Source organism: Sporosarcina psychrophila (assembly GCF_001590685.1).
In the GTDB taxonomy this organism is placed as follows: Bacteria; Bacillota; Bacilli; order Bacillales_A; family Planococcaceae; genus Sporosarcina; species Sporosarcina psychrophila.
On the sequence record NZ_CP014616.1, the window covers coordinates 3345032 to 3365691 of the forward strand.

19 protein-coding genes are annotated in these 20660 nt (G+C 42.7%); all 19 read right to left on the bottom strand.

Annotation, left to right across the window (positions count from 1 at the left end; genetic code table 11):
* Positions 1–75: 75 nt before the first annotated feature.
* The 19 genes from sigE to AZE41_RS16075 all read right to left on the bottom strand — a co-directional run bounded on the left by sigE (position 76) and on the right by AZE41_RS16075 (position 20472).
* Entirely contained in the window at positions 76–786 is a 711-nt protein-coding gene (gene sigE, locus AZE41_RS15985; protein ID WP_082786644.1) for an RNA polymerase sporulation sigma factor SigE, read from the bottom strand.
* Positions 776–1630, bottom strand: coding sequence for a sigma-E processing peptidase SpoIIGA (locus AZE41_RS15990; RefSeq protein WP_067211455.1), 855 nt, complete (start codon positions 1628–1630; stop codon positions 776–778). Before AZE41_RS15990 ends, sigE begins: the two co-directional genes overlap by 11 nt.
* 785 nt (positions 1631–2415) lie before the next feature.
* On the bottom strand, positions 2416–3594 hold the full coding sequence (gene ftsZ, locus AZE41_RS15995; RefSeq protein ID WP_067211458.1) for a cell division protein FtsZ: 1179 nt from the start codon (positions 3592–3594) through the stop codon (positions 2416–2418).
* A gap of 41 nt (positions 3595–3635) precedes the next feature.
* Positions 3636–4919: a cell division protein FtsA gene (ftsA, locus tag AZE41_RS16000; RefSeq protein ID WP_067211461.1), complete on the bottom strand. Its 1284-nt coding sequence runs from the start codon at positions 4917–4919 to the stop codon at positions 3636–3638.
* 97 nt (positions 4920–5016) lie between these two features.
* The gene (locus tag AZE41_RS16005) at positions 5017–5385 is read right to left on the bottom strand and encodes a small basic family protein (RefSeq protein ID WP_067211463.1); all 369 of its coding nucleotides are present in this window, start codon (positions 5383–5385) and stop codon (positions 5017–5019) included.
* A 3-nt stretch (positions 5386–5388) separates the two neighbouring features.
* The gene (locus AZE41_RS16010) at positions 5389–6108 is read right to left on the bottom strand and encodes a DUF881 domain-containing protein (protein ID WP_067211465.1); all 720 of its coding nucleotides are present in this window, start codon (positions 6106–6108) and stop codon (positions 5389–5391) included.
* Between the two features lie 24 nt (positions 6109–6132).
* Positions 6133–6852, bottom strand: coding sequence for a DUF881 domain-containing protein (locus tag AZE41_RS16015; RefSeq protein WP_067214023.1), 720 nt, complete (start codon positions 6850–6852; stop codon positions 6133–6135).
* Positions 6836–7627: a cell division protein FtsQ/DivIB gene (locus AZE41_RS16020; protein ID WP_067211468.1), complete on the bottom strand. Its 792-nt coding sequence runs from the start codon at positions 7625–7627 to the stop codon at positions 6836–6838. The genes AZE41_RS16015 and AZE41_RS16020 overlap by 17 nt, the downstream gene beginning before the upstream one ends.
* 15 nt (positions 7628–7642) lie before the next feature.
* Positions 7643–8734 (bottom strand): putative lipid II flippase FtsW, encoded by a 1092-nt coding sequence (ftsW, locus tag AZE41_RS16025; protein WP_067211470.1) that lies wholly within the window; start codon positions 8732–8734, stop codon positions 7643–7645.
* A gap of 199 nt (positions 8735–8933) precedes the next feature.
* The gene (gene murD / locus AZE41_RS16030; RefSeq protein ID WP_082786646.1) at positions 8934–10283 is read right to left on the bottom strand and encodes a UDP-N-acetylmuramoyl-L-alanine--D-glutamate ligase; all 1350 of its coding nucleotides are present in this window, start codon (positions 10281–10283) and stop codon (positions 8934–8936) included.
* Positions 10284–11255: a phospho-N-acetylmuramoyl-pentapeptide-transferase gene (gene mraY / locus AZE41_RS16035; protein ID WP_067211472.1), complete on the bottom strand. Its 972-nt coding sequence runs from the start codon at positions 11253–11255 to the stop codon at positions 10284–10286.
* Positions 11256–11325: 70 nt separating this feature from the next.
* Positions 11326–13164, bottom strand: coding sequence for a penicillin-binding transpeptidase domain-containing protein (locus AZE41_RS16040; RefSeq protein WP_082786648.1), 1839 nt, complete (start codon positions 13162–13164; stop codon positions 11326–11328).
* A gap of 132 nt (positions 13165–13296) precedes the next feature.
* Positions 13297–15498 (bottom strand): penicillin-binding protein, encoded by a 2202-nt coding sequence (locus AZE41_RS16045; protein ID WP_231885697.1) that lies wholly within the window; start codon positions 15496–15498, stop codon positions 13297–13299.
* Complete coding sequence (gene ftsL, locus AZE41_RS16050; protein ID WP_067211479.1) at positions 15495–15866, bottom strand: cell division protein FtsL; 372 nt, start codon at positions 15864–15866, stop codon at positions 15495–15497. The genes AZE41_RS16045 and ftsL overlap by 4 nt, the downstream gene beginning before the upstream one ends.
* A 16-nt stretch (positions 15867–15882) precedes the next feature.
* Positions 15883–16815, bottom strand: a complete 933-nt coding sequence (gene rsmH, locus AZE41_RS16055; RefSeq protein WP_067211480.1) for a 16S rRNA (cytosine(1402)-N(4))-methyltransferase RsmH — start codon at positions 16813–16815, stop codon at positions 15883–15885.
* A 32-nt stretch (positions 16816–16847) separates the two neighbouring features.
* Positions 16848–17279, bottom strand: coding sequence for a division/cell wall cluster transcriptional repressor MraZ (gene mraZ, locus AZE41_RS16060; RefSeq protein ID WP_067211481.1), 432 nt, complete (start codon positions 17277–17279; stop codon positions 16848–16850).
* A 192-nt stretch (positions 17280–17471) separates the two neighbouring features.
* The gene (gene bshC / locus AZE41_RS16065) at positions 17472–19088 is read right to left on the bottom strand and encodes a bacillithiol biosynthesis cysteine-adding enzyme BshC (protein WP_067211484.1); all 1617 of its coding nucleotides are present in this window, start codon (positions 19086–19088) and stop codon (positions 17472–17474) included.
* A 95-nt stretch (positions 19089–19183) separates the two neighbouring features.
* Complete coding sequence (locus AZE41_RS16070) at positions 19184–19573, bottom strand: DUF3397 domain-containing protein (RefSeq protein ID WP_067211487.1); 390 nt, start codon at positions 19571–19573, stop codon at positions 19184–19186.
* The gene (locus AZE41_RS16075; RefSeq protein WP_067211490.1) at positions 19570–20472 is read right to left on the bottom strand and encodes a ketopantoate reductase family protein; all 903 of its coding nucleotides are present in this window, start codon (positions 20470–20472) and stop codon (positions 19570–19572) included. The genes AZE41_RS16070 and AZE41_RS16075 overlap by 4 nt, the downstream gene beginning before the upstream one ends.
* Positions 20473–20660 lie beyond the last annotated feature (188 nt).

The window sequence follows — 20660 nt, forward strand, 5'->3', positions numbered from 1 at the left end:
TGTAGATGACTGTACAAGATAGTCTGTCCGCAGTCGTCCAGAATATGCGGAAATTCGCATCGCCAATTTCACCCATTATGCAATCGGATGATTCAAGCTTTCACGCAGTTCCGAGATGATTTTTTTTTCGAGCCGTGAAATATAGGATTGAGAAATCCCAAGCAGTTCTGCTACTTCTTTCTGTGTCATTTCCTCTTGTCCCGTCAAACCGAAACGGCATTCCATAATATAACGCTCTCGTTCATCGAGACTCGTAATTGCTTCAATCATATGCTGGCGCTCGATTTTTCTTTCGACATCATCAATGATAATATGCTCATCTGTGCCAAGAATATCCGATAATAGTAATTCATTACCGTCCGCATCTGAATTTAACGGTTCATCAAAAGAAATCTCAGATCGTGTTTTGTTTGTTTTTCGAAGATGCATCAGAATCTCATTTTCAATACAGCGGGATGCATATGTGGCTAACTTGATGTTTTTGTCGGTCTTAAAAGTTTCGATTGCCTTTATAAGTCCGATTGCACCTATACTGATAAGATCTTCAATATGTGTATTTGTGTTATCAAAACGACGTGCAATGTAAACAACAAGACGAAGGTTTTTTTCAATTAGTCTGTCACGCGCGTTCATATCGCCTTCCATAAATGCTTGGATTGTTATTGCTTCTTCTTCCCGGGTCAACGGCTTTGGAAGGGACTCATGACCTCCAATATAGTATGTGCCGCTTTTCCTTTTAAAAAAGCTAGTGATTATCGACATCCATTTTCTAAATTTATACAGCATAAGCAGTTCCCCTCTCCCCGTTTAATGACTCCATTGCGGATACATGCAAGATTGCTCCCGCACCGTCCGGATAACGACGATCATTCTTTGTCACTACAATATAACCAGGTTGCAGCACGTTCCCTTCTCCTAAAACCCATTGCTTGAATCGAAAACCAACTGCCCAAGACTGTCCTTGCACCGTTACTAACCGAATCAGCCTTATTTGTTTGTGATAGCCCTCAGGAAACTCCGACATTGAAGGTGTTCCTTGAGGATTCCAAGCAAGCAAAGGCTTCATCAAATCTTCCGGTATATGCTTTTCCAGCACCTTTAACGAAACAAAATGGACTGGTGAACCAGACAATGGCTCCGTGCAACCGTTACCCGAATCGACGAATACATCAACCTCTACTTCAGCATCCCAAATAGAGAGAACTGAAGAAGCACGAAGCTCGGAAACATGGCGTGCAGTTCTGACATCAAGCCATTTTTTCCTCATGAAATAAAGAGAAATGTATGCGACAACTGCATAGGCAAGAACTGTAAACGCTGAACTGGACATATGGATGCGATATTGAAAAGCGGTTAGTAAACCACCAGCAAATACCGCCCCTATCAAAACCATTGTCGCAGATTTTTTCCACAGCTCAAAAGCCTTTCCAAAAGCGCAAACAGTCATGCAAATAAAAGATAAAACCAAAACACTCACCGATGATGGAAAAATAACGACAGGCATCGCACCCGCAAAAGAGGCGAACAATAATCGTCCGCGGGCGGCTTGTACGTTTCCTACTTTGTTGGCGAATGAAAGAATTGCATAATTGAATAGCATATTCACTCCTACAATGAGTTCCCCATACATAAGCCGCCCTCCCTGACAACAACGATAGCACCTATGGCGTAAAATGTTTGTCGGAACTAGGGGCAGACAAAAAAAAGAAATCGACAGGATTCGATTTTAGATAACGAGCGTTTTAGTTAGTTGAATGAAGAGATATGATCGGTTAATCGGGGTATATGATTGGTTGGCCTGTTATATGATTGGTTAGACATGCTTTTTGATTGCTTGGCCTGTTATATGATCGGCTAGACATGCTTTTTGATTGGTTCGCTCGTAATATGATCGGGCAGCATGCTTTATGATTGCTTGGCTCGTTATATGATTGGTTAGCATTTTTTTTGATTGCTTGGCCTGCTATATGATCGGTCAACATGCTTTTTGATTGCTTGGCCTGTTATATGATCGGTCAACATGCTTTTTGATTGCTTGGCCTGTTATATGATCGGTCAACATGCTTTTTGATTGCTTGGCACGTTATATGATCGGCTAGACATGCTTTTTGATCGGTTCGCTCGTAATATGATCGGGCAGCATGCTTTATGATTGCTTGGCTCGTTATATGATTGGTTAGCATTTTTTTTGATTGTTTGGCCCGTTATATGATTGGTTAGCATTTTTTTGATTGTTTGGCACGTTATATGATCGGTCAGTCATTCTTTTTGATCACTTAGCACGTTATATGATCGGGCAGCATGCCAACAATAATCAGACATCACCTAATCCACTTCATAGCTAACTAAACGTAAAAAAAGCTTTCCAGAAAGCGCGGTTGCACTTTTTGGAAAGCTTTTGGTCTTACATCATTATTAACGACGACGATTGCGTAAAAACGTCGGAATATCGAGCGTGTCATCTTGTTGATTACCTTGAGGTTGGCGTGTTGGTTCCGGTTGTTGGAACTGTGGCGCTTCCTCTCTGCTACGCTCACGTGTTGGTGGCTGTTGAGTTGGCGGTTGCTGCTCACGCGTTGGCGGTTGTGTACGACTTGCACCGAAGCCCGGGCTTCTTGCAGGACGAGATACGGTAAGCTGCTCTTCGCTGAAGCCTGTTGCAATGACTGTTACGATAATTTCATCCTTCAAGTTGTCATTGATGACAGAACCGAAAATCATATTCACATCTTCATCTGAAGCTGAAGCAACGATATCTGCAGCTTCCTGTACTTCGAATAGGCTCAAGTTTGAACCGCCTGTGATATTCATAAGTACACCTTTTGCACCGTCGATTGACGTTTCGAGTAGTGGGCTTGAAATGGCTTTTTTCGCCGCTTCAGCCGCACGATTTTCTCCCGTAGACATCCCGATTCCCATAAGAGCAGAGCCTTTATTGGACATGATTGTCTTAACGTCTGCAAAGTCTAAGTTGATAAGTCCAGGTACAGCGATCAAGTCGGAAATACCTTGAACCCCTTGACGTAGTACATTATCGGCTTCACGGAAAGCTTCGAGCATTGGCGTATTTTTATCTACAATTTCAAGCAATTTATCATTTGGTATGACGATTAGTGTATCCACAGATTCTTTCATAGATGTTATACCGCCGATTGCCTGTGTCTGGCGTTTTCGTCCTTCAAAAGTGAACGGCCTAGTAACAACACCAACAGTCAGAGCACCCAAATCTTTCGCAATTTGTGCGATGACTGGAGCAGCCCCAGTACCTGTTCCACCGCCCATACCTGCAGTAACGAACACCATATCAGATCCGCGCAATGCTTCTTCGATTTGTTCTCTGCTTTCTTCGGCAGCTTTTTTACCAACTTCCGGATTCGCACCTGCCCCAAGTCCGCGTGTCAATTTGCCACCAATTTGTAATTTCACTTCAGCAGTCGAAAGGTTTAATGCCTGTGCATCTGTATTAACTGCGATAAATTCCACGCCTTGCACACCATGTTCAATCATTCTATTTACAGCATTATTACCGCCACCGCCTACACCAATTACTTTGATGACTGCTAACGCGTCAACATTCGTATCGAATTCTAGCATCGTCTCTCCTCCTAGTCCATTTCATACAGTTGTTCATTGAATCATTCGAAGAAATTGTCAAAGACTTTCTTTGCTTTATCTAAAATACCAGGTTTCTTTTCTTTGTTCCGGTCTACTGACTTTTTCTTGTTGACCGGAGCCGGCGTATGATTATCAGAAGCCGAAACTGTCGCTGACTCAGGGACATGACCAAAATAAGAATCTTGCATATGTGCATAGCGTATAAGTCCTACCGCAGTTGCATACATCGGTTCTCTTACCCCGATATACTCTGGTGTATGAATACGGACCCTTGTTTTCAACACATGTCTTGCTAATTGTAGGATACCATCCATCTTCGTTATACCACCGGTCAATACGACTCCACCTGGTAAATCATGTACGCCCATGCGGTACAGCTCTTCCAGAACGAGATCAAAAAGTTCTTCAAGCCGAACACCGATAATTTCCGATATGTATCTTTGGCTGTACTGATCTTTTGAATCAGCACCAATGACAGGTACTTCAAACAATTCATCATCCGATGCATCATCTGAGAAAGCATGTCCATACTGATGCTTAATTTTTCTTGCCTGTTCAGTTGGCGTTTTCAAAATAATTGAAAGATCTTTTGTAATATGATCCCCGCCAACTGGTATGACTGCTGTCGCCATGAATCGGTTTTCGCCAAAAATGGAGACTGTGGTAGAACCACCACCGATATCAATAAATGCACTGCCGTGATTCTTTTCATCATTCGTCAGAGCAAACGTACCGGCAGCAAGCGGTTGCAAGTAGATTTCTTGGATTACAAGACCTGCTCGTTCCACGCAGCGTAGTATATTATGAATAAGTGTTTTTGATGTAGTAATAAGCGTTCCGTCCATTTCAAGCCGGACACCGATCATTCCCCTTGGATCCGTTATTTCATCATAATCGTCAACAATAAATTGTTTCGGAATGATGTTAACGATTTCCCGATCAGGTGGAACTGACATGACCTGCGCTGATTTCATAACCCGATCGAGGTCGTCATCAGTAATTTCACGATTTTCCGAGTTAACTGCAACAACTCCTTTGACGTCCTGTAACGAAACGCCATTTGCAGGAATGCCCAGAATGACTTCACGGATTTGCATCCCTATCATTCTTTCGGCCTGGTCAACCGCTTTTCGGATAGATTGGACAGTTGCATCAATATCGATGATTGTCCCTTTCCGAATTCCCGCAGATTGAACATTGCCAACTCCGATAACGTGCAAGGATCCGCCATCCACTTCACCTACTAACACCTTAACTGACGAAGAACCTATATCAAGTGATACATATAATTCTGATTGGCTCAATTACTGGCACCTCCCAAATCAACTCTTAACTCCCATTCTATTGCATTGGGAGTGCATTGTCTAAATATTTTCGACATCTCTTATTCAAACCCCTTCATTAATGTGCATTTGTGTTGGTAACTTTCCCTCGCTCTGCCCATTTAACAAGCAAAATCCTTCTAATAACGGCGATATTTTGGAATAACCTTACACCGAATGCAAAAATTGCCGCAAGATATAAATCGACTCCTAGATGCACTCCTAAAAATGCCAGTGCGGCCGCCAGTACTATGTTAAAGAAGAATCCAGATACAAACACCTTATCATCGTATACTTGCTGTAAATGAGCCCTGATGCCCCCGAATAGCGTATCAAGGGCAGCCAGTACAGCAATTGATAAGTAATTTTCATATACCTGTGGAATTTGAATGTCTGATAATAGACCCATCGAAATTCCGAGTACAAGACCAAGTAATGGTAACCACATAAGTCATTCCCCTTTCGGCAATTCCTCTAAAAACTGATTTTCCAGCCTTTCTGGATAACCGCGGATTTCCACCGCCATTTCTGGTTTTCCAACTTCAAGGATTAAATCATCCAGATAAAAGTCATCGTGAATCGCCGAGGCTACTAAATAATTGTATACTTTTTCACTGTCTGCAAAGGTCGGAGAAATGATTTTCATGGAAAAGGGCGGTGTTGAAACATTCAACCCATTCACAGTGGTCATTCCATTAATATCTCTGATGGAGCTCAGTATCGTATATCGTTTGCCATCAATTTCAAAAATGAGGCCTTTAAAACGATTCAACTCATTGACAAAACGAGTGAGTAGATCTGGAGATATTCCGGTGATTGGTACACCGAAGGCCACACTTTCAGCAGCTGGCCGAACTTTGATAATAATGCCCGGTCCTTCAACGTCAGTAACACCCGCTTGCCGATAGAGCTTGTCCACTGTTTGGGTTAGCGCCCTCCCAGTGTTTTCTATATTTAACGATTTGTATGTGAGTATTGTCTTGTCCAACTCCCGAATTTCAGAAAGCAATTCAGAGTGGAACTGCTTTTCACTTGCCAGGTCTTGACGGATTGCCCAAATGTCCCTCGTATCTCGTTCTTCTGGGTTTTTCATCGAATTGAATTGGATGGCAGTCATAAACCCGACAAGGAGCAAGATCAGCGTGAATCTCCAATGTATTGTTTTTCTCACCCGTCCAACCCCCTACACCATTACTCAACTCTCATTGCGCAAAGCCGACAGCCTAATATCCTTTGATTGTTCTGTAGTGACCACGATATTATCCCTGATTAGGCTGTCAATCACACCACCTTTTAAATGTAAGGCTGAAGAAAGAACGTCCATATCACCAATCGCCTCTATAACAAATGGCGCCGGATAAGTTCTTCCATCAACCGTAATGACTGGTCCTGTGCATTTTATATAAGAGTTTGATGTAATTCGTTGTCCATTTATCGCTAATCCTTGCGCTCCTGAAATCCTTAATTCATTGACGACCCGAAGTATATGACTTTCATGAACAATATAATCGTTCGGGTTCTGTTCAACAGGATCATAATCGGCATCTTTCAAAGTAACTTTGAGACCTTGTCCGATAGCAGGGATTGCACCAAGCAGCAAGCGAAGATTTTTCGCCTCATCAACGAGACTGGCATGATCCTTCTCCCCCATGGAGAAAGAACGTTCATACTCACGTATCTCTTCCTGCTTGGCGGCGATTTCATCGGTCAGTTCCTTATTTCGTTCCTGCTGACTGATTAGTCCTTCTCGGTAATCCTCTTCCTTGTTAAATGCAGGCGATTGAGTACTATCGTTCTCCTGGTTTATGCCGAGGGTTCGATATGAAAACGCGAGGATGAAACCCAGCACAAGAAAGACAACTGAAAAAAGAATACTTCTTCCCCTCTTTTTGTATGCATCATTCACCTTCTTCATCAATCGGCTCTTCCTCCTCCTCTACTAACCCGTATACCTTACTAAAAGGAGTGAAAAACGTTCCAACTTCCATATCTATTACACCTTTTTCATAACTATTCAATTGGGCTGTTACATCTGGATAATAAGCCATTTTTTCAGCGAACGTTGAGATGAATGCGCGGACCTCGAATCCATCGTCCATATAGACCGTAATACTATCCGAATCCTTTTCATCCCCTGTAACAATAATTTCTGAAATCAGGTGATAGACAGTGTCGTCCAGTTTCAGCAACTGTGCTGTTATCCGCTTCAGTGTATCAGGATTTTTGAAATTATTTAAGACAGGCGATTCAGCCTCAGGCAACAACATCCCGGTTGGGAACGTTTCCCCACTTTCTAACAGTAAACTATATTGTCCCCCGTCTTCAAGATAGGCAATCGTCTTCCATTCGGTAATTACGATTTCAATATTCCTAAACCATTCCCGTGACACCGATACCTTTTGTACGCCTTCAATTTTCTCCATAGATTCTTCGATGTCACCGGTACTGAAGCTCCAAAGAGAGTTGTCTATTGTTAAACCACTTTTTTCTTCATAAAATGCCTGCTCATGTAGAACGGCACCGCTAACCTTAATCGTCTCTAGCTTACTAAGGGGTGATTGAAAATAAAGGATAGCTAGGAGTGCAACAACAAACACAGTCAACATGAACAGGAATTTTTTATTTGTTTTTCTGCGACGCTTTTCCCGCAAGGATGGAATTCGCTCTTCGATGTCAATGACTTTGTCCATTTTGCCCCTCCTCTATCAACTCGTTTTTTTGCCCACTGTAAAATGCATGATGGTCCCTGCCGCTATCCACGTCGTCATCAAAGATGAGCCGCCATAGCTTATAAAAGGCAATGTGACGCCCGTTACAGGCAAAAGCCCTGATACCACGCCGACATTCAAAAATGTTTGAAAAATGATCATTGAACCCATGCCTGCAACCATCAGAAATGCATATCGTCCTTTCGTTCTGATTGCGATTCCGAAAGTTGATGCCAATAAAACGGTAAACAGCAACAATACCAACGTCGCCCCAATGAATCCTGATTCTTCCGCGATAATCGAAAAAATAAAGTCATTTTGTGGTTCGGGCAAATAGAGATACTTCTGACGGCTATTGCCGTAACCATGACCAACCAATCCTCCGGGCGCAATCGCAAACAACGACTGAATTCCTTGGAAGCCCTTACCAAGAGGATCACTCCATGGGTCGATATACGATTTGATGCGATCCAATCTGTAAGGAGCCGCGGCAATTAATGCAACAAAAGCACCTATTCCAGCAAAACCAAGAAATGCGAAAAATTTTAGTGGGTATCCTGCAATGAATAGAATAACGAACGCAGAGACAATCATAATAACAGCGGAACCAAGATCGGGTTGCAACATGATAAGAGCAGCAGGTAGCAGAATCAGTCCAAAGTGGCTAAACTGAAAAATACCTTTTCCTTGAATTTTGTCCAAGCTGCACGCCAGTTTCCCAATAAGTGCAACTTTGACGAACTCGGCTGGTTGAATACTGAACGGGCCAAGTGCAATCCAGCTTTGTGATCCGTTCCGCATTGCGCCAACCCCCGGAATAAGGACAGCAACGAGTAACAAGATTGTCATCCAATATACAAATGTCCATGTTTTCGGACTCGATGTCAGAGGGCTTTTCATAATTACAAGTGCAATGCCGATTGACACCGCCATATAAATTGCTTGTTTCACGATAAACGGAGAGGAGTCGGCATAATGCACCGCCCCCCAATACGAACCGGCGGAATGGACAAAAGCCAATCCGATGAATGATAGCGCTACGGCAGAAACGATAAATGACGTTTTCAACTTAGCTTCCAGTGAACGCATCCTTCCGCAAATTTGCTGAATCAACTAAATGACTATATAGATATGTTGAAATAAAGAATCCTACCAACAACGCTTGGCGCTAGGGGATGCCTCCCACAATAAGCCGGACCGAAAATCACTGGCAGTCTTATTGCTTCGACTCCCCCTGTAAGGCGCCTACGCTAGTTTATATACCGTATTTAACGAACACCGGTGAGACTTATAGTTCCATAACCGCTTCTATAAACTGATCGCCCCTGGCTTCGAAACTTGGGTACTGATCCCAACTGGCACAGGCGGGTGAAAGCAGGATAATATCTCCCGCTACAGTAAGCGGATAAGCTTTTCGCACAGCGTCCTGTACATCTTCTGCCATCATAATGATTTCGATACCGCATGACGCTGCAAATTCCGCAAACTTCCCGGCTGTTTCTCCCACAGCGACGACTGCTTTTACATCACTCATGTAGGGGCGCAACTCTTCAAATGACTGGCCTCGATCCAATCCACCAGCAATTAGAATAGTCGGTACATCAAACGCAGCTAATGCACTTTTCGTAGCTAGCGTATTCGTTGCTTTTGAGTCATTGTAAAACTTCCGGCCTTGTAATTCCTTAACGAATTGCATCCGGTGCCGAACACCAGTAAAGGAACTTAACACGCTCTCAATTGCTTTTTTGTCACAACCTAAAAGAATTGCTGCCGCAGTTGCAGCAAGAATGTTTTCAAGATTATGTTGTCCCGGCAACTTTATGACGGATCGCAATACATAAGGTTTCCCATTCCAGTATATTTGCTCATCATCAGCCGATATACCGTTTTCTTTCATTCCAGTCAAAGAAAAAGGAACTTTCACAGCAGATGAACGAGCAGCATACTTTCGAAGTTTCGGCTGATCATCGTTATATATAAAGTAATCTTCTGCTGTTTGATTTTTTGTGATGCCATATTTTGCCACCGCGTACGCTTCAGAAGTTCCATGATAATCGAGATGTGCATCATACAAATTCGTCCAAATGGCTATTTTAGGTTGGAACGTATCGATCCCCATTAGTTGAAAGGACGAGGCCTCAAGGACGATGATGTTGTCTTGCGTAGCTTTTTCGGCAACAGTACAAGAGACCGTCCCAATATTTCCCGCGATTAGTGGGTGCTTATTGCCAATATTAAGCATATGGTACAGCAACGTTGTTGTTGTTGTTTTACCGTTCGATCCTGTAATCCCTACAATTGGTGCTTCACTTATCCTAGAAGCAAGTTCAATTTCTGTCCACACCGGAATTCCTTTGCCGATTGCTTCCACAATAACTGAATTACTGTAGGGGATGCCTGGATTTTTCACAACGATGTCATATCCAGCGTCAAGAATATCAGCAGGATGACCACCACATATAACACGGATACCTTTCGAGCGAAGCTCTGCCGCTTCTTCATTACCTGCTTCAGGTGATGCATCATTAACCGTTACATGAGCACCAGATGCATGTAATAGCGATGATGCAGCACAGCCACTCTTCGCCAGACCCAGAACAAGTATTTTCATTCCGTTAAACTGATTGGCATTTTTCACTTACAACACCTCCAACAAGACAGGGACTATTGCCGCCAAAAACGCGACTCCCCAAAAAACAATAACAATTTTCCACTCGGACCAACCCGATAATTCAAAATGATGGTGAATCGGACTCATTTTAAATACCCGTTTACCCGTCGTTTTGAAACTAATGACTTGGATAATAACAGAAAGCGTTTCAATGACATAAACAATTCCAATGATGACAAGTAGGAATTCTTGTTTAATCAAAACCGAAATCATCGCGAGTGCCCCACCTAGTGCTAAGGATCCTGTATCCCCCATGAAAACTTTTGCAGGCTTGACATTGAAAACTAAAAAACCAAGCATTGCTCCTGTAACTACAAAGGCAAAGACCGCAATATCATGTTGTCCGTATATAAGAGCATGAACTCCAAATGCGGCAAAAGCGATAGATGATGTCCCCGCAACAAGTCCATCCAATCCATCAGATAGATTTACTGCATTGGAAAATCCGACAAGCCAAAAAACGAGGAATGCAACATAGAATACACCAAGCTCAATTTCAAATTCTGTGAAAGGAATTTGTACCGCAGTATCGAACGGTCCTAACTTCAAAAGGAAGAATGCAGCAACCGCAACGATAATTTGGCCAATCAGCTTTTGAATAGATGTCAGCCCAAGATTCCTTTTCAAGACGACGATTATAAAATCATCTAGAAAACCGATGATGCCAAAACCTACAAGAACGAGTAACAAGACAATCGTCTGTGTCGTCAGCACGTCATATATGTACGAAAGGGCAAGCGTCGAAATGATAATTGAACCGATGAAAATAAGCCCGCCCATCGTAGGTGTACCTGCCTTTTTCTGATGGGCTTTGGGACCTTCCTCACGGATACTCTGCCCAAACTTCAATCTCCTAAGGGCTGGAATAATAACAAATCCCAATAATGTTGAAATGATAAACGCGACCACAATGGCCGTCAATGTAGTGACAAGTGTCATAATATTTTTCTCCTTCTAACTTCTGATGCAGCAACTTATTTGCGCTGTACCAGACTTTGCATTTAAATGGTTATTCAGTGTAAACGTGAATAACATCATCAACCGTGATTAATGTTTCAGCTACAGGTAACTGGTATTTCACTTGTTCCCCGGAACCGTGCCATTCGATACGATACGTATACAATTGGCTAGTGATTTTCCCTTTTGTCATTCCTGTCAGATCCGGGACCCGATGTGTTAATGAATCGCCCCATCTATATTCTTTTTCAATTTGCCCTTCCCTACTCGTAATGCCAGCTAGCGGGGCAATTTCTTCAATGATTCGACCTACTATAGGCGCTGCTATGACGCCTCCGAACTGAATGGAGTTTTTCGGACTATCAATTGCAATATAGACGAGTAACTCGGGATCATCTGCTGGTGCAAACCCGATAAACGAAACGATATAATCACCGTCTTTATAAACACCATCGACAACCTTTTGTGCGGTACCAGTCTTTCCGCCAACACGCAGTCCATCTGTAAACGCATTACGGCCCGAACCATTTGCAACAACCGATTCTAGCGCTTCCCTTACTTGCTTAGATGTTTCCTCACTGATTACCTGTCGCTGCATTTCCGGACCAAATGATTGAAGTGTCTTTCCCTTATCATCTGTAATTTCCTTCACGATATACGGACGATAAAGATAACCGCCATTTATCGCTGCTGCAACTGCTTGAACTTGCTGAATCGGTGTCACTGAAATCCCTTGACCAAATGCGGTTGTCGCTTGTTCGACAGGTCCAAAGTTTTTTTCAGAAAAAAGAATCCCTTTTGATTCGCCTGCAATTCCTGATCCTGTTGATTCTCCAAAACCGAAGTCCTTGATATATTTGCTTAACTTTTTCGGCCCTAATCGCTGCCCGATTTCAACAAATCCCGGGTTGCATGAATTTTCAACGACTTCGAGAAAAGTCTGATCCTTATGTCCTTCTCTTTTCCAACAACGTAATCTAGCTTTTCCAATCATTACATAACCTGGATCATAAAAATGCTCTTTATGAAGATCAATGACCTTTTCTTCAAGTCCCGCGGCAAGCGTTAGAATTTTGAATGTCGAACCCGGCTCGAAAGTCATCCAAACAGGTAAGTTACGATTGTAAATGCTTGGGTCTACGTTTTGATATTCCGCAGGGTGAAAAGTCGGTGCGGAGGCAATCGACAGCAATTCGCCTGTTTTAGGGTTCATGACAATCGCCAGTGCTTGAGTGGCATCATACTTTTCCATCGCCTGCAACATTTCACGCTCAACAATCTCCTGCATACGTAAATCGATTGTCAACTCAACAGACGCACCTTTGTCCCCGGTTTTAAAACCGTCGTCCACATGCGGAAGCGGAATTCCTTTAGCATCCGTATATAAACGAATCCTATCGCCCGTTCCTTTTAGAATTTCATCGTATGCGTATTCAATGCCTGCCAATCCATTACCATCATAACCCGTAAAACCTACCAATCTTGATAGTAGCTCTCCGTTCGGATAATGCCTTGCGAAATCAACGCCTGTATATAATCCATCTATTTGCAGGAGGGCTATTTCATCCGCCTGCTCTTTGGTAATATTTTTTCCTTCAGGCGCTATTTTAACCATAACTTCTCTTTTTGCCATTTTCTCTTCTAGCTTGGCTGCATCTACATTTAGAATACTTGCAAGCGCAGTCGCTGCACTTTTCACTTCTCGATTTTGAGATGGCATGAAATAAAGTGTCGGCGCCAATCTATTGCCGACAATCAAATCACCATTTCGATCAACAATATCCCCGCGTACTCCACCGAATGGGATTTCACGATCCCAGTTCGCTTCCGCGCGACCTTTCAGCAATTCATGGTCAATGATTTGTACATGGAATAACTTTGCAACAACCATCCCTAGACAGATTAGAAATATGATAAATACTGCTCGTAACCTTTTTTTAGATTGCAATTGTATAAACGTCCGCAGCGGTTACACACCTCTCGTTTTTCTATCAACGTATGATGTGACATGGACGGCTATTCGTTAGCCACCTACAACGTCCTCTTCCTCGGTGTCTTCCTCTACGGGTTTATAGATTTCTGATGGCGACTGCAACTTAATGACAACTGGCTCTTCTAGCCCGATTACAGACCCTTTTGACAGGCTTTGCTCAGTTACATACCCATCTCCGTTAAGCCGTAAATCAAGCCCAGATAACATTTTATACGAAAGCACCATTTTTTTCGACCATCCAGTAAAGTCAGGCAATGCGGTTACACCTTTTGTATGCAATAGGACGACCGAGCCTTCTACGAGTTTCGTACCGGCATATGGATATTGTATATCGATTTCCCCACCCTCACCAATGATTTCAGGGACAAAGCCGTCTTCTTGCAATTTTACAATTGCATCGGCCGAATCTTTCCCTGTGTAGTCACGAATGACAGTCGGCTCAACTATGTCTTCTCCACTCGGTACAATATTCATATAGCGCAAACTGTTATCCATAATAGAGGTGAACAGTTTCGAAACCGGATCAGAACCGATTTCTCCTGCTTTCAGCTTCGGCTGCTGGACAATCACATATGTTAGTAACTGTGGATCTTCTGCAGGTGCCATACCGAGAAATGAGTACAAATAATTTCCGTGTCCAGCTAAATAGCCATTACCCGATGGATTCGGAATTTCGGCAGTACCTGTTTTACCGCCTACTGTATAGCCATTAAGAGCAAATTTTTTACCGGTTCCATACTTAGAGGTAACTGTCGAAGCAAGTAATTTCCTTACTTCTTTTGCTGTTTTGGCTGAAACTGGACTTCCTTGTTCCTCCGGCTTCTGATCTTTTATGATTTTCCCCGTATTCGGATCGGTAATTTTATCGATCACATAAGGTTTCATCATGACACCATCATTAGCGATTGCTGTTGCTGCTTGCATCATCTGCATTAGCGTGACCGTTGATCCTTGGCCAAAAGCAGTTGTCAATCTTTCGATTGGATACGTATCTAAAATTCTTCCTGGTGCTTCATTCGGTAAATCAATTCCAGTCTTTTCTCCAAATCCAAACTTCCGTAAATACTCAATATATGTTTTATCACCCATCCGTTCCAGTAAATAAGCCATCGAGACGTTCGAAGACCTTTGGAAACCTTCAAGGAATGAAATGTAGCCCCAGCCTGTAATATTATGGTCGCGTATTGTTCGATCATAAAGTGTATACTGTCCCGATTTAAAGAAGTCGGTTGGAACCCACTTTTTTTCTTCAATCGCCGCAGCAACTGTAAACATTTTAGTCGTAGAGCCCGGTTCGATTGTCGTTTCTACAGCCTGATTCAACCAGTTCTCCGTAAGCCCTTCACGGGTAGATGGGTGAAATGCAGGACGCTGACTCATTGCTAATATTTTGCCCGTTTTTGGATCCGCTACTACAGCGAGTATTTTTTTGGGTGAATATTCGCTTTCAACACGATTCATTGCATCTTCCATGAAGTTTTGAATGGTCTTGTCGAGAGTCAACTGAATTTCATAACCGTCTTTGGCAGCGACAATTGCTTCTTCTGCTTTCGGTAACATGAAACCGAAGCCATCTGATTTGAAATCTACTTTGCCGTCAGTGCCATTTAACTCTTTATTATAGGTTTTCTCCAAACCCATTTTCCCAACAGTAGTTACATTTCTTTCACTATCTTCTTCTTTCATCGCAAAGCCAATTAAATACGATGCAAAAACGCCATTCGGATAATATCTTGTTTGGTCTTCAATGAAAAGGAGTCCAGGTAGTTTCTGCTTTTTAATCGCCATAACCGTTTCGTGATTAATATCACGGCCAGCCTTCCCGAATTCCACTTGATATGTTTCTGCTTTCACATTTGTCAGGCGAGATACAATTGCATCTTTTTCAAGTGGTAAATATTCGGCAAGTACTTCTGCAGTTTTTTCAATATCAGTGATATGCAACGGTTTTTTCGAGCCTTTGCTTGCATCTTTACTCAATACGGCAATGAGCCGGTAACTCAACGTATCGGAGGCGATTAGCTCTCCGTTACGATCGACAATCGTCCCCCGATCCGCTTTCAATACCGATTCTCTTGCGTATTTCGACTCTGCAAGCGTCGCCATCACTTTTCCTTCCGCTTGTCCTGTTGCTTGAATGAATAATATTCTTCCAAACAAAAGGAAAAAGAGCCCTCCGTATACCAAAAACATCAGAAAGGCTCCCCATTGGAATCGAAACTTTTTTTTCATTGTCCAGGCACAACCTTTACGTTGTTCTCGTTTGGATTCAGGCCAAGTTCCTTCGCTTTCTTCCATATCCGATCATATGTAGACTTTTCTTTCACTTGGATGGACAATTCCATATTTTGTTTTGTTGTTTCTGAAACATCCTTTCCAAGCAACTGCACTTCCCTGTTTGTATCATTAATTTGTGCTTGTGTATGTAAAATCATTGTTGAGAATAGGACAAGGATTGTTGCAAACAGCACGAACAGGAATTTCTCCCCGGCAGAAAAGACTTTTCGAGAAGGTCGTATTTGAGGCTGTTTTCTTGGAACTACTGGTGTTTCAAGTTCACGTATAGCTGACGTCTGGAATTTTCTTTGTTCTAATGCCATTCACACATTTCCCCTTTCACTTCTTTTCAACGATTCTGAGTTTAGCGGATCTTGCCCGCTTATTCTCTTCTATCTCTTTTTCACCGGGAACAATTGGTTTTCGAGTTACTAGCTTCAATATAGGCTCCATGCCTTCCGGTATTACTGGCAAGTTCGGTGGAAGATCCGGTAAAGAGGATGCTTCTTTAAATATCGTTTTACATAGCCTGTCCTCTAATGAATGGAATGTAATGACGCTAATACGTCCTCCAGGATTAAGCAATGTAATCGCATCCGTTAAAGAGTCCTCAGCTGCACCAAGTTCATCGTTCACAGCGATTCGAATTGCTTGGAATACTCTTTTCGCGGGATGCCCGCCCGTCCGTCTTGTTGCCGCTGGGATGCTTAGCTTGATCAGTTCAGCAAGTTCAGCAGTGGTTTCGATTGGAGATTGCTGTCTTGCTTCTTCAACTTTACGCGCAACTCTTTTCGAGAACTTTTCTTCGCCATAACGGAAAAAGATACGTACCAAATCTTCATACGGCCAGTCATTCACAACATCATGTGCGGTTAATAGCGCATCCGTATCCATGCGCATGTCAAGTGGCGCATCCAAATTATAGCTAAATCCTCGTTCAGCTGTATCAAGCTGTGGTGATGAAACACCTAAGTCATAAAGAATACCATCTACTGCAGAAATCCCTATTTTCTCCAATTCAGATTTCAAGTTTCTGAAATTCGAATGGACAAACGTTACTTGAGGGAGATAATCCTTCAATCTCTCTTTTGCAACTTCAATCGCAGTTATATCTTGATCAAAGCAGATAAGTCTGCCCTCTGGCGATAATTTCTTAGCAATTTCTATACTGTGACCGGCTCCACCTAAAGTGCAATCGACATAGATGCCATCATTTTTTATATTTAGGCCTTCGACGGCTTCATAAAGTAAAACTGTTGTATGGTTAAAAATCGGAACCGCCCACTTTCAAAAATTCATTTTGTTTAAAAATCAAAGTCAATAATGTTTTCTGCAATTTCATTGAACGATTGTTCAGATTCATCATAATAGGCATCCCACAATGCTTTAGACCAGATTTCAATACGGCCTGAAACTCCAATTACGACACAATCTTTTTCAACCTTTGCATATTGGAGTAATGATGCCGGAATATTGATGCGACCTTGCTTGTCCAGTTCAACCTCCGTTGCCCCAGAAAAGAAAAATCTTGCAAATGCACGAGCATCTTTTTTCGTCACGGGTAAAGCCTTAAGCTTTTCCTCGAGACGCTTCCATTCATCCATCGGGTAACCGAAGAGACAATTGTCCAGGCCGCGAGTCAATACAAAGCCCTCACCTAAATGTTCCCGAAATTTCGAAGGAACAATCAAGCGACCTTTCATATCGACAGTATGCTGATATTCGCCCATGAACATACTCTTCACCCCACTATATGAAGTTAATGTACCACATCCCCCCACATTCCTCCACCTGTTTCCTAACATTTATGCTCTTTTAACGTGAAAATGTGTCAATAGTACTTGTTTCAGTGAGATTTTTCTGAATATAAAGAAAGACACCCTCGCAGCACGAACTGTGCTTGCAAGAGTGTCTTTCTAGTTCACCACTTATAAATAGATGATTTTGTGGGTCCCGTCCATTAAAAATGGTAATCCTAAAATATCCCGGATAAGGGTTGGTCCATAACTATTCAAATAAGTGTACGGAGTGTAAAGTCGTTCTTGCAACACACCTTCTGGAAACAATTCCCCTTCCAGTATGCCAAATGTGCGAAGTTCAGCGTCATGCTTCAACAATACTGCTTCTTCCGCTTTTCCTTTAAGATAATCCAACTGCTTTGTATGGAAACGAAGATTTTTTTCGAGCAATTCTTGCATCATAGGTCCTTGTTGCTCAGTAAATTCAGCAATTTTTTCATACTGCTGACCCAATATCTTCTCCGTTTCATCCACAACCGAATCGAAACGTTCATCCTGTAACCCACTAGCGAATTGCTCCCGCGCAGTAAATACCGCTCCCGACATGACATCATCAAACGTGAAGTTTTTTTCGTCTAATGCATGCTTCACTTGTGGTGTTACCAATGTCATGGACATTCTCGGTACAATAATCGGCATTTTCATATCTAGATGATGGAACGCCTCTTTCAAGACTGCCCAATAAGCAATTTCTCCAGGCCCTCCAACGAATGCAAGTACCGGGAAGACCATGTCTTGCATCAGCGGTCTTGTCGCGACATTATTACTCAATAGCCAAGGTTCTTCTTGAGCGATTCTAAGCATCTCGGCTTTCGAAAACCGGAGGCCTGAGCTTTCATTGACGAAAAAACCATCTTTTCTTGAAAGAAGAACTCGACCCGTGTCATGAATGTAGAAGAGATTCGCCGCATCCAATTCAGCACCCATCGGAGAACCAAAACCTTTTTCTGCAAACAATTCTTCTTTTTTCGAAATGACCTCAGCAAGCTGCTCAGATTCTTCAATTAGATGAACAAAATAGGATTTTTCTAGCTCCCGTAACTGTTTGGATGCTGAATCTATGAACAATAGACCTTCTTCTTTGAAAAGACCGTTCATGAGCCTAACGAAAAACTGTGTAAACGACTTTTCCTGCTCCACCGCACTAAGGACTTCATCCAACAAATCTTTTGTATATGCCGTTTCACCAAACTTGCCAAAAATGTCTTTCACTAACGATTCCATCACCTGTTTGTCATACTGCGCATCGGATGCCATCAGCTTCAGTATGAAGTTCCCACGGTATTGATGTTTCGTTGCGCGGCCTTCCATTTCCGTATAGACGTGATTAATTTCATTCAAGTCATGATCCTCACCTGCGACCCAAAACACTGGAACAACAGGCACACCAAGTTTCTCCCTTTGCCTTTTCGCAAGTAAGATAACTGATATTGCTTTGTGAACAGAGTATAAGGGTCCCGTTAAAATACCCGCTTGCTGTCCTCCAACTACGGCAACTGCATTTTCCGCAAGTTCTTCAATATGCGTATTAGCATTCGCTGATATTCCAAAGGGTTCCATGAATGAACGGATTGTTTCTGCAAGCTGACGCCTTTCAAACGTACGACCTGCGAGTTCCTTTAGCCTAGCGGGATAAGAGCTTTCTTCATTTTCATAATCAAAAAAAGTATGTAGAAATTCTTTATCGTTATTGTACGATTGCATCACTTTATTTTTTTCTTGTAATGCTAATGATTCTAATTCCATTATTCATGCCCCTTTGTAACTATCGGTATGAACAGAGTATAACATTTCAAGCTACAGGATTGAAAAATATACGCTTACACAATAAACACCGATACCTATCTTACATATTCGACGATCTTCATTACCATACCGGTAATGATAAGAATGACATAGGCGGCCAATAAAACGAGAAAGTAAAATCGCCATGTTTTTCGCAAGAGCCGAGCAATTTGGAATTCCTTCACTTTGCTGCGCTCAATGAAGGCATAGACAATCGCAATGATGATTGCAATCCCTATTATGTAAACCCATATTCCTTGTCCAAATATCGCTTGTGATACAACATAGACCGCTATAAATAGCAACGGAGTCGTGACGTCCGCGGCAAGCCCAAGGATGGATGCTGGAGCTTTACCCATCTTCCGCATAACAACCATGAAGGCAATCGTCACAATGAACGGAAACAAAATGATCATCCCTAGAAAAGCAGCAACCACTTCATTCATAGCTTCGCCCCTTTCCACTCAACGGCAAACAACATCTGTTCATATGTCGTAAGAAACGGTAACGACTTGTTACGTCCATTTGCTTTTCGAATTACAGCAGTAACAATCGTCTCGATTTCCATCGGTCGGCCAGCCAAACGATCCACTAGCATCGACGAGCGATTGCGTGCAGTTTTTCTACAGACATCCGCTACGTCTGCGTACGAGAGAATCGACTGCATTTCTGGAAACGCATCTAGCAGTTCTTCATACAAGGCATTGAAAAGTGTGAGGCAATAATCGTTTGTAAGCAACTCACCATTCTCCACCTTGAGAATGGCTGTCAATGGATTGATCATGCAATTAATCAGTACTTTTCGCAGAAGGATCTGTTCCGCATCTGAATGACGCCTTATTGGAAATATGTCCGAATGTACCTGTCCAATTAAATCGAATAGGCTGTCGTCACCGTGGGCAGTTGCAATTGTTACCATCCCAACCCCATTATGTGAGACAGTACGGTCATCTATCCGGCGCGCTCCATGCTCGACAGTCGCAAATGCAACATGCGGAAATTCACAACTCTTCACCAATTCCAAATGCCCGATGCCATTCTGGACGAACAGGACAGGATTGATTATATGTGTTTCCTGCATTTCTGAAAGGAGATCACGGAGACCTGCATATTTGACCGCCACAACCCAAAGCGCGGTAGCCGATAGATTTCGGATATCCGTCGTCGCATGCACACGCAATACGTCTGTAGTATTGTCTTGATTAATGCGTTGAATTCCTTTTGCTCGAATTAGTTCAGCTTGCTCTTCTCTTCTCACGTAGAACGTCACGTCTATTCCAGCCTCGGACAAAAATGACCCAAGCAGTAGTCCAATTGAGCCTGCACCAGCAATGATTACCTCCATACGTTATCCCTCCTTTCAAATGAAAAGCGCAAAGCGCCGTTCAGCCCCGACAGGCATAAGATGGTTTGCGAGGAGGCGCACTTCAGCCACCACAGCAAAACGATTTATGACCCAAGGGGGTGGCGCCTGGAGCTAGACACTGTTCCGTATCAAAAACCGTACACTTATTTTTCTTTAATTGAAAAGGC

Bases quoted from the DNA above. Each gene is read 5' to 3' on its own strand.
- mraZ (WP_067211481.1), bottom strand. From the start codon at position 17,279: ATGTTCATGGGCGAATATCAGCATACTGTCGATATGAAAGGTCGCTTG.
- AZE41_RS16045 (WP_231885697.1), bottom strand. From the start codon at position 15,498: ATGAAAAAAAAGTTTCGATTCCAATGGGGAGCCTTTCTGATGTTTTTG.
- sigE (WP_082786644.1), bottom strand. From the start codon at position 786: ATGCTGTATAAATTTAGAAAATGGATGTCGATAATCACTAGCTTTTTT.
- AZE41_RS16040 (WP_082786648.1), bottom strand. From the start codon at position 13,164: ATGGTTGTTGCAAAGTTATTCCATGTACAAATCATTGACCATGAATTG.
- AZE41_RS16005 (WP_067211463.1), bottom strand. From the start codon at position 5,385: ATGTGGTTACCATTACTTGGTCTTGTACTCGGAATTTCGATGGGTCTA.
- AZE41_RS16020 (WP_067211468.1), bottom strand. From the start codon at position 7,627: ATGGACAAAGTCATTGACATCGAAGAGCGAATTCCATCCTTGCGGGAA.
- mraY (WP_067211472.1), bottom strand. From the start codon at position 11,255: ATGACACTTGTCACTACATTGACGGCCATTGTGGTCGCGTTTATCATT.
- bshC (WP_067211484.1), bottom strand. From the start codon at position 19,088: ATGGAATTAGAATCATTAGCATTACAAGAAAAAAATAAAGTGATGCAA.
- ftsW (WP_067211470.1), bottom strand. From the start codon at position 8,734: ATGCGTTCACTGGAAGCTAAGTTGAAAACGTCATTTATCGTTTCTGCC.
- AZE41_RS16075 (WP_067211490.1), bottom strand. From the start codon at position 20,472: ATGGAGGTAATCATTGCTGGTGCAGGCTCAATTGGACTACTGCTTGGG.
- AZE41_RS16070 (WP_067211487.1), bottom strand. From the start codon at position 19,573: ATGAATGAAGTGGTTGCTGCTTTTCTAGGGATGATCATTTTGTTTCCG.
- ftsZ (WP_067211458.1), bottom strand. From the start codon at position 3,594: ATGCTAGAATTCGATACGAATGTTGACGCGTTAGCAGTCATCAAAGTA.
- AZE41_RS16015 (WP_067214023.1), bottom strand. From the start codon at position 6,852: ATGAAGAAGGTGAATGATGCATACAAAAAGAGGGGAAGAAGTATTCTT.
- AZE41_RS15990 (WP_067211455.1), bottom strand. From the start codon at position 1,630: ATGTATGGGGAACTCATTGTAGGAGTGAATATGCTATTCAATTATGCA.
- ftsL (WP_067211479.1), bottom strand. From the start codon at position 15,866: ATGGCATTAGAACAAAGAAAATTCCAGACGTCAGCTATACGTGAACTT.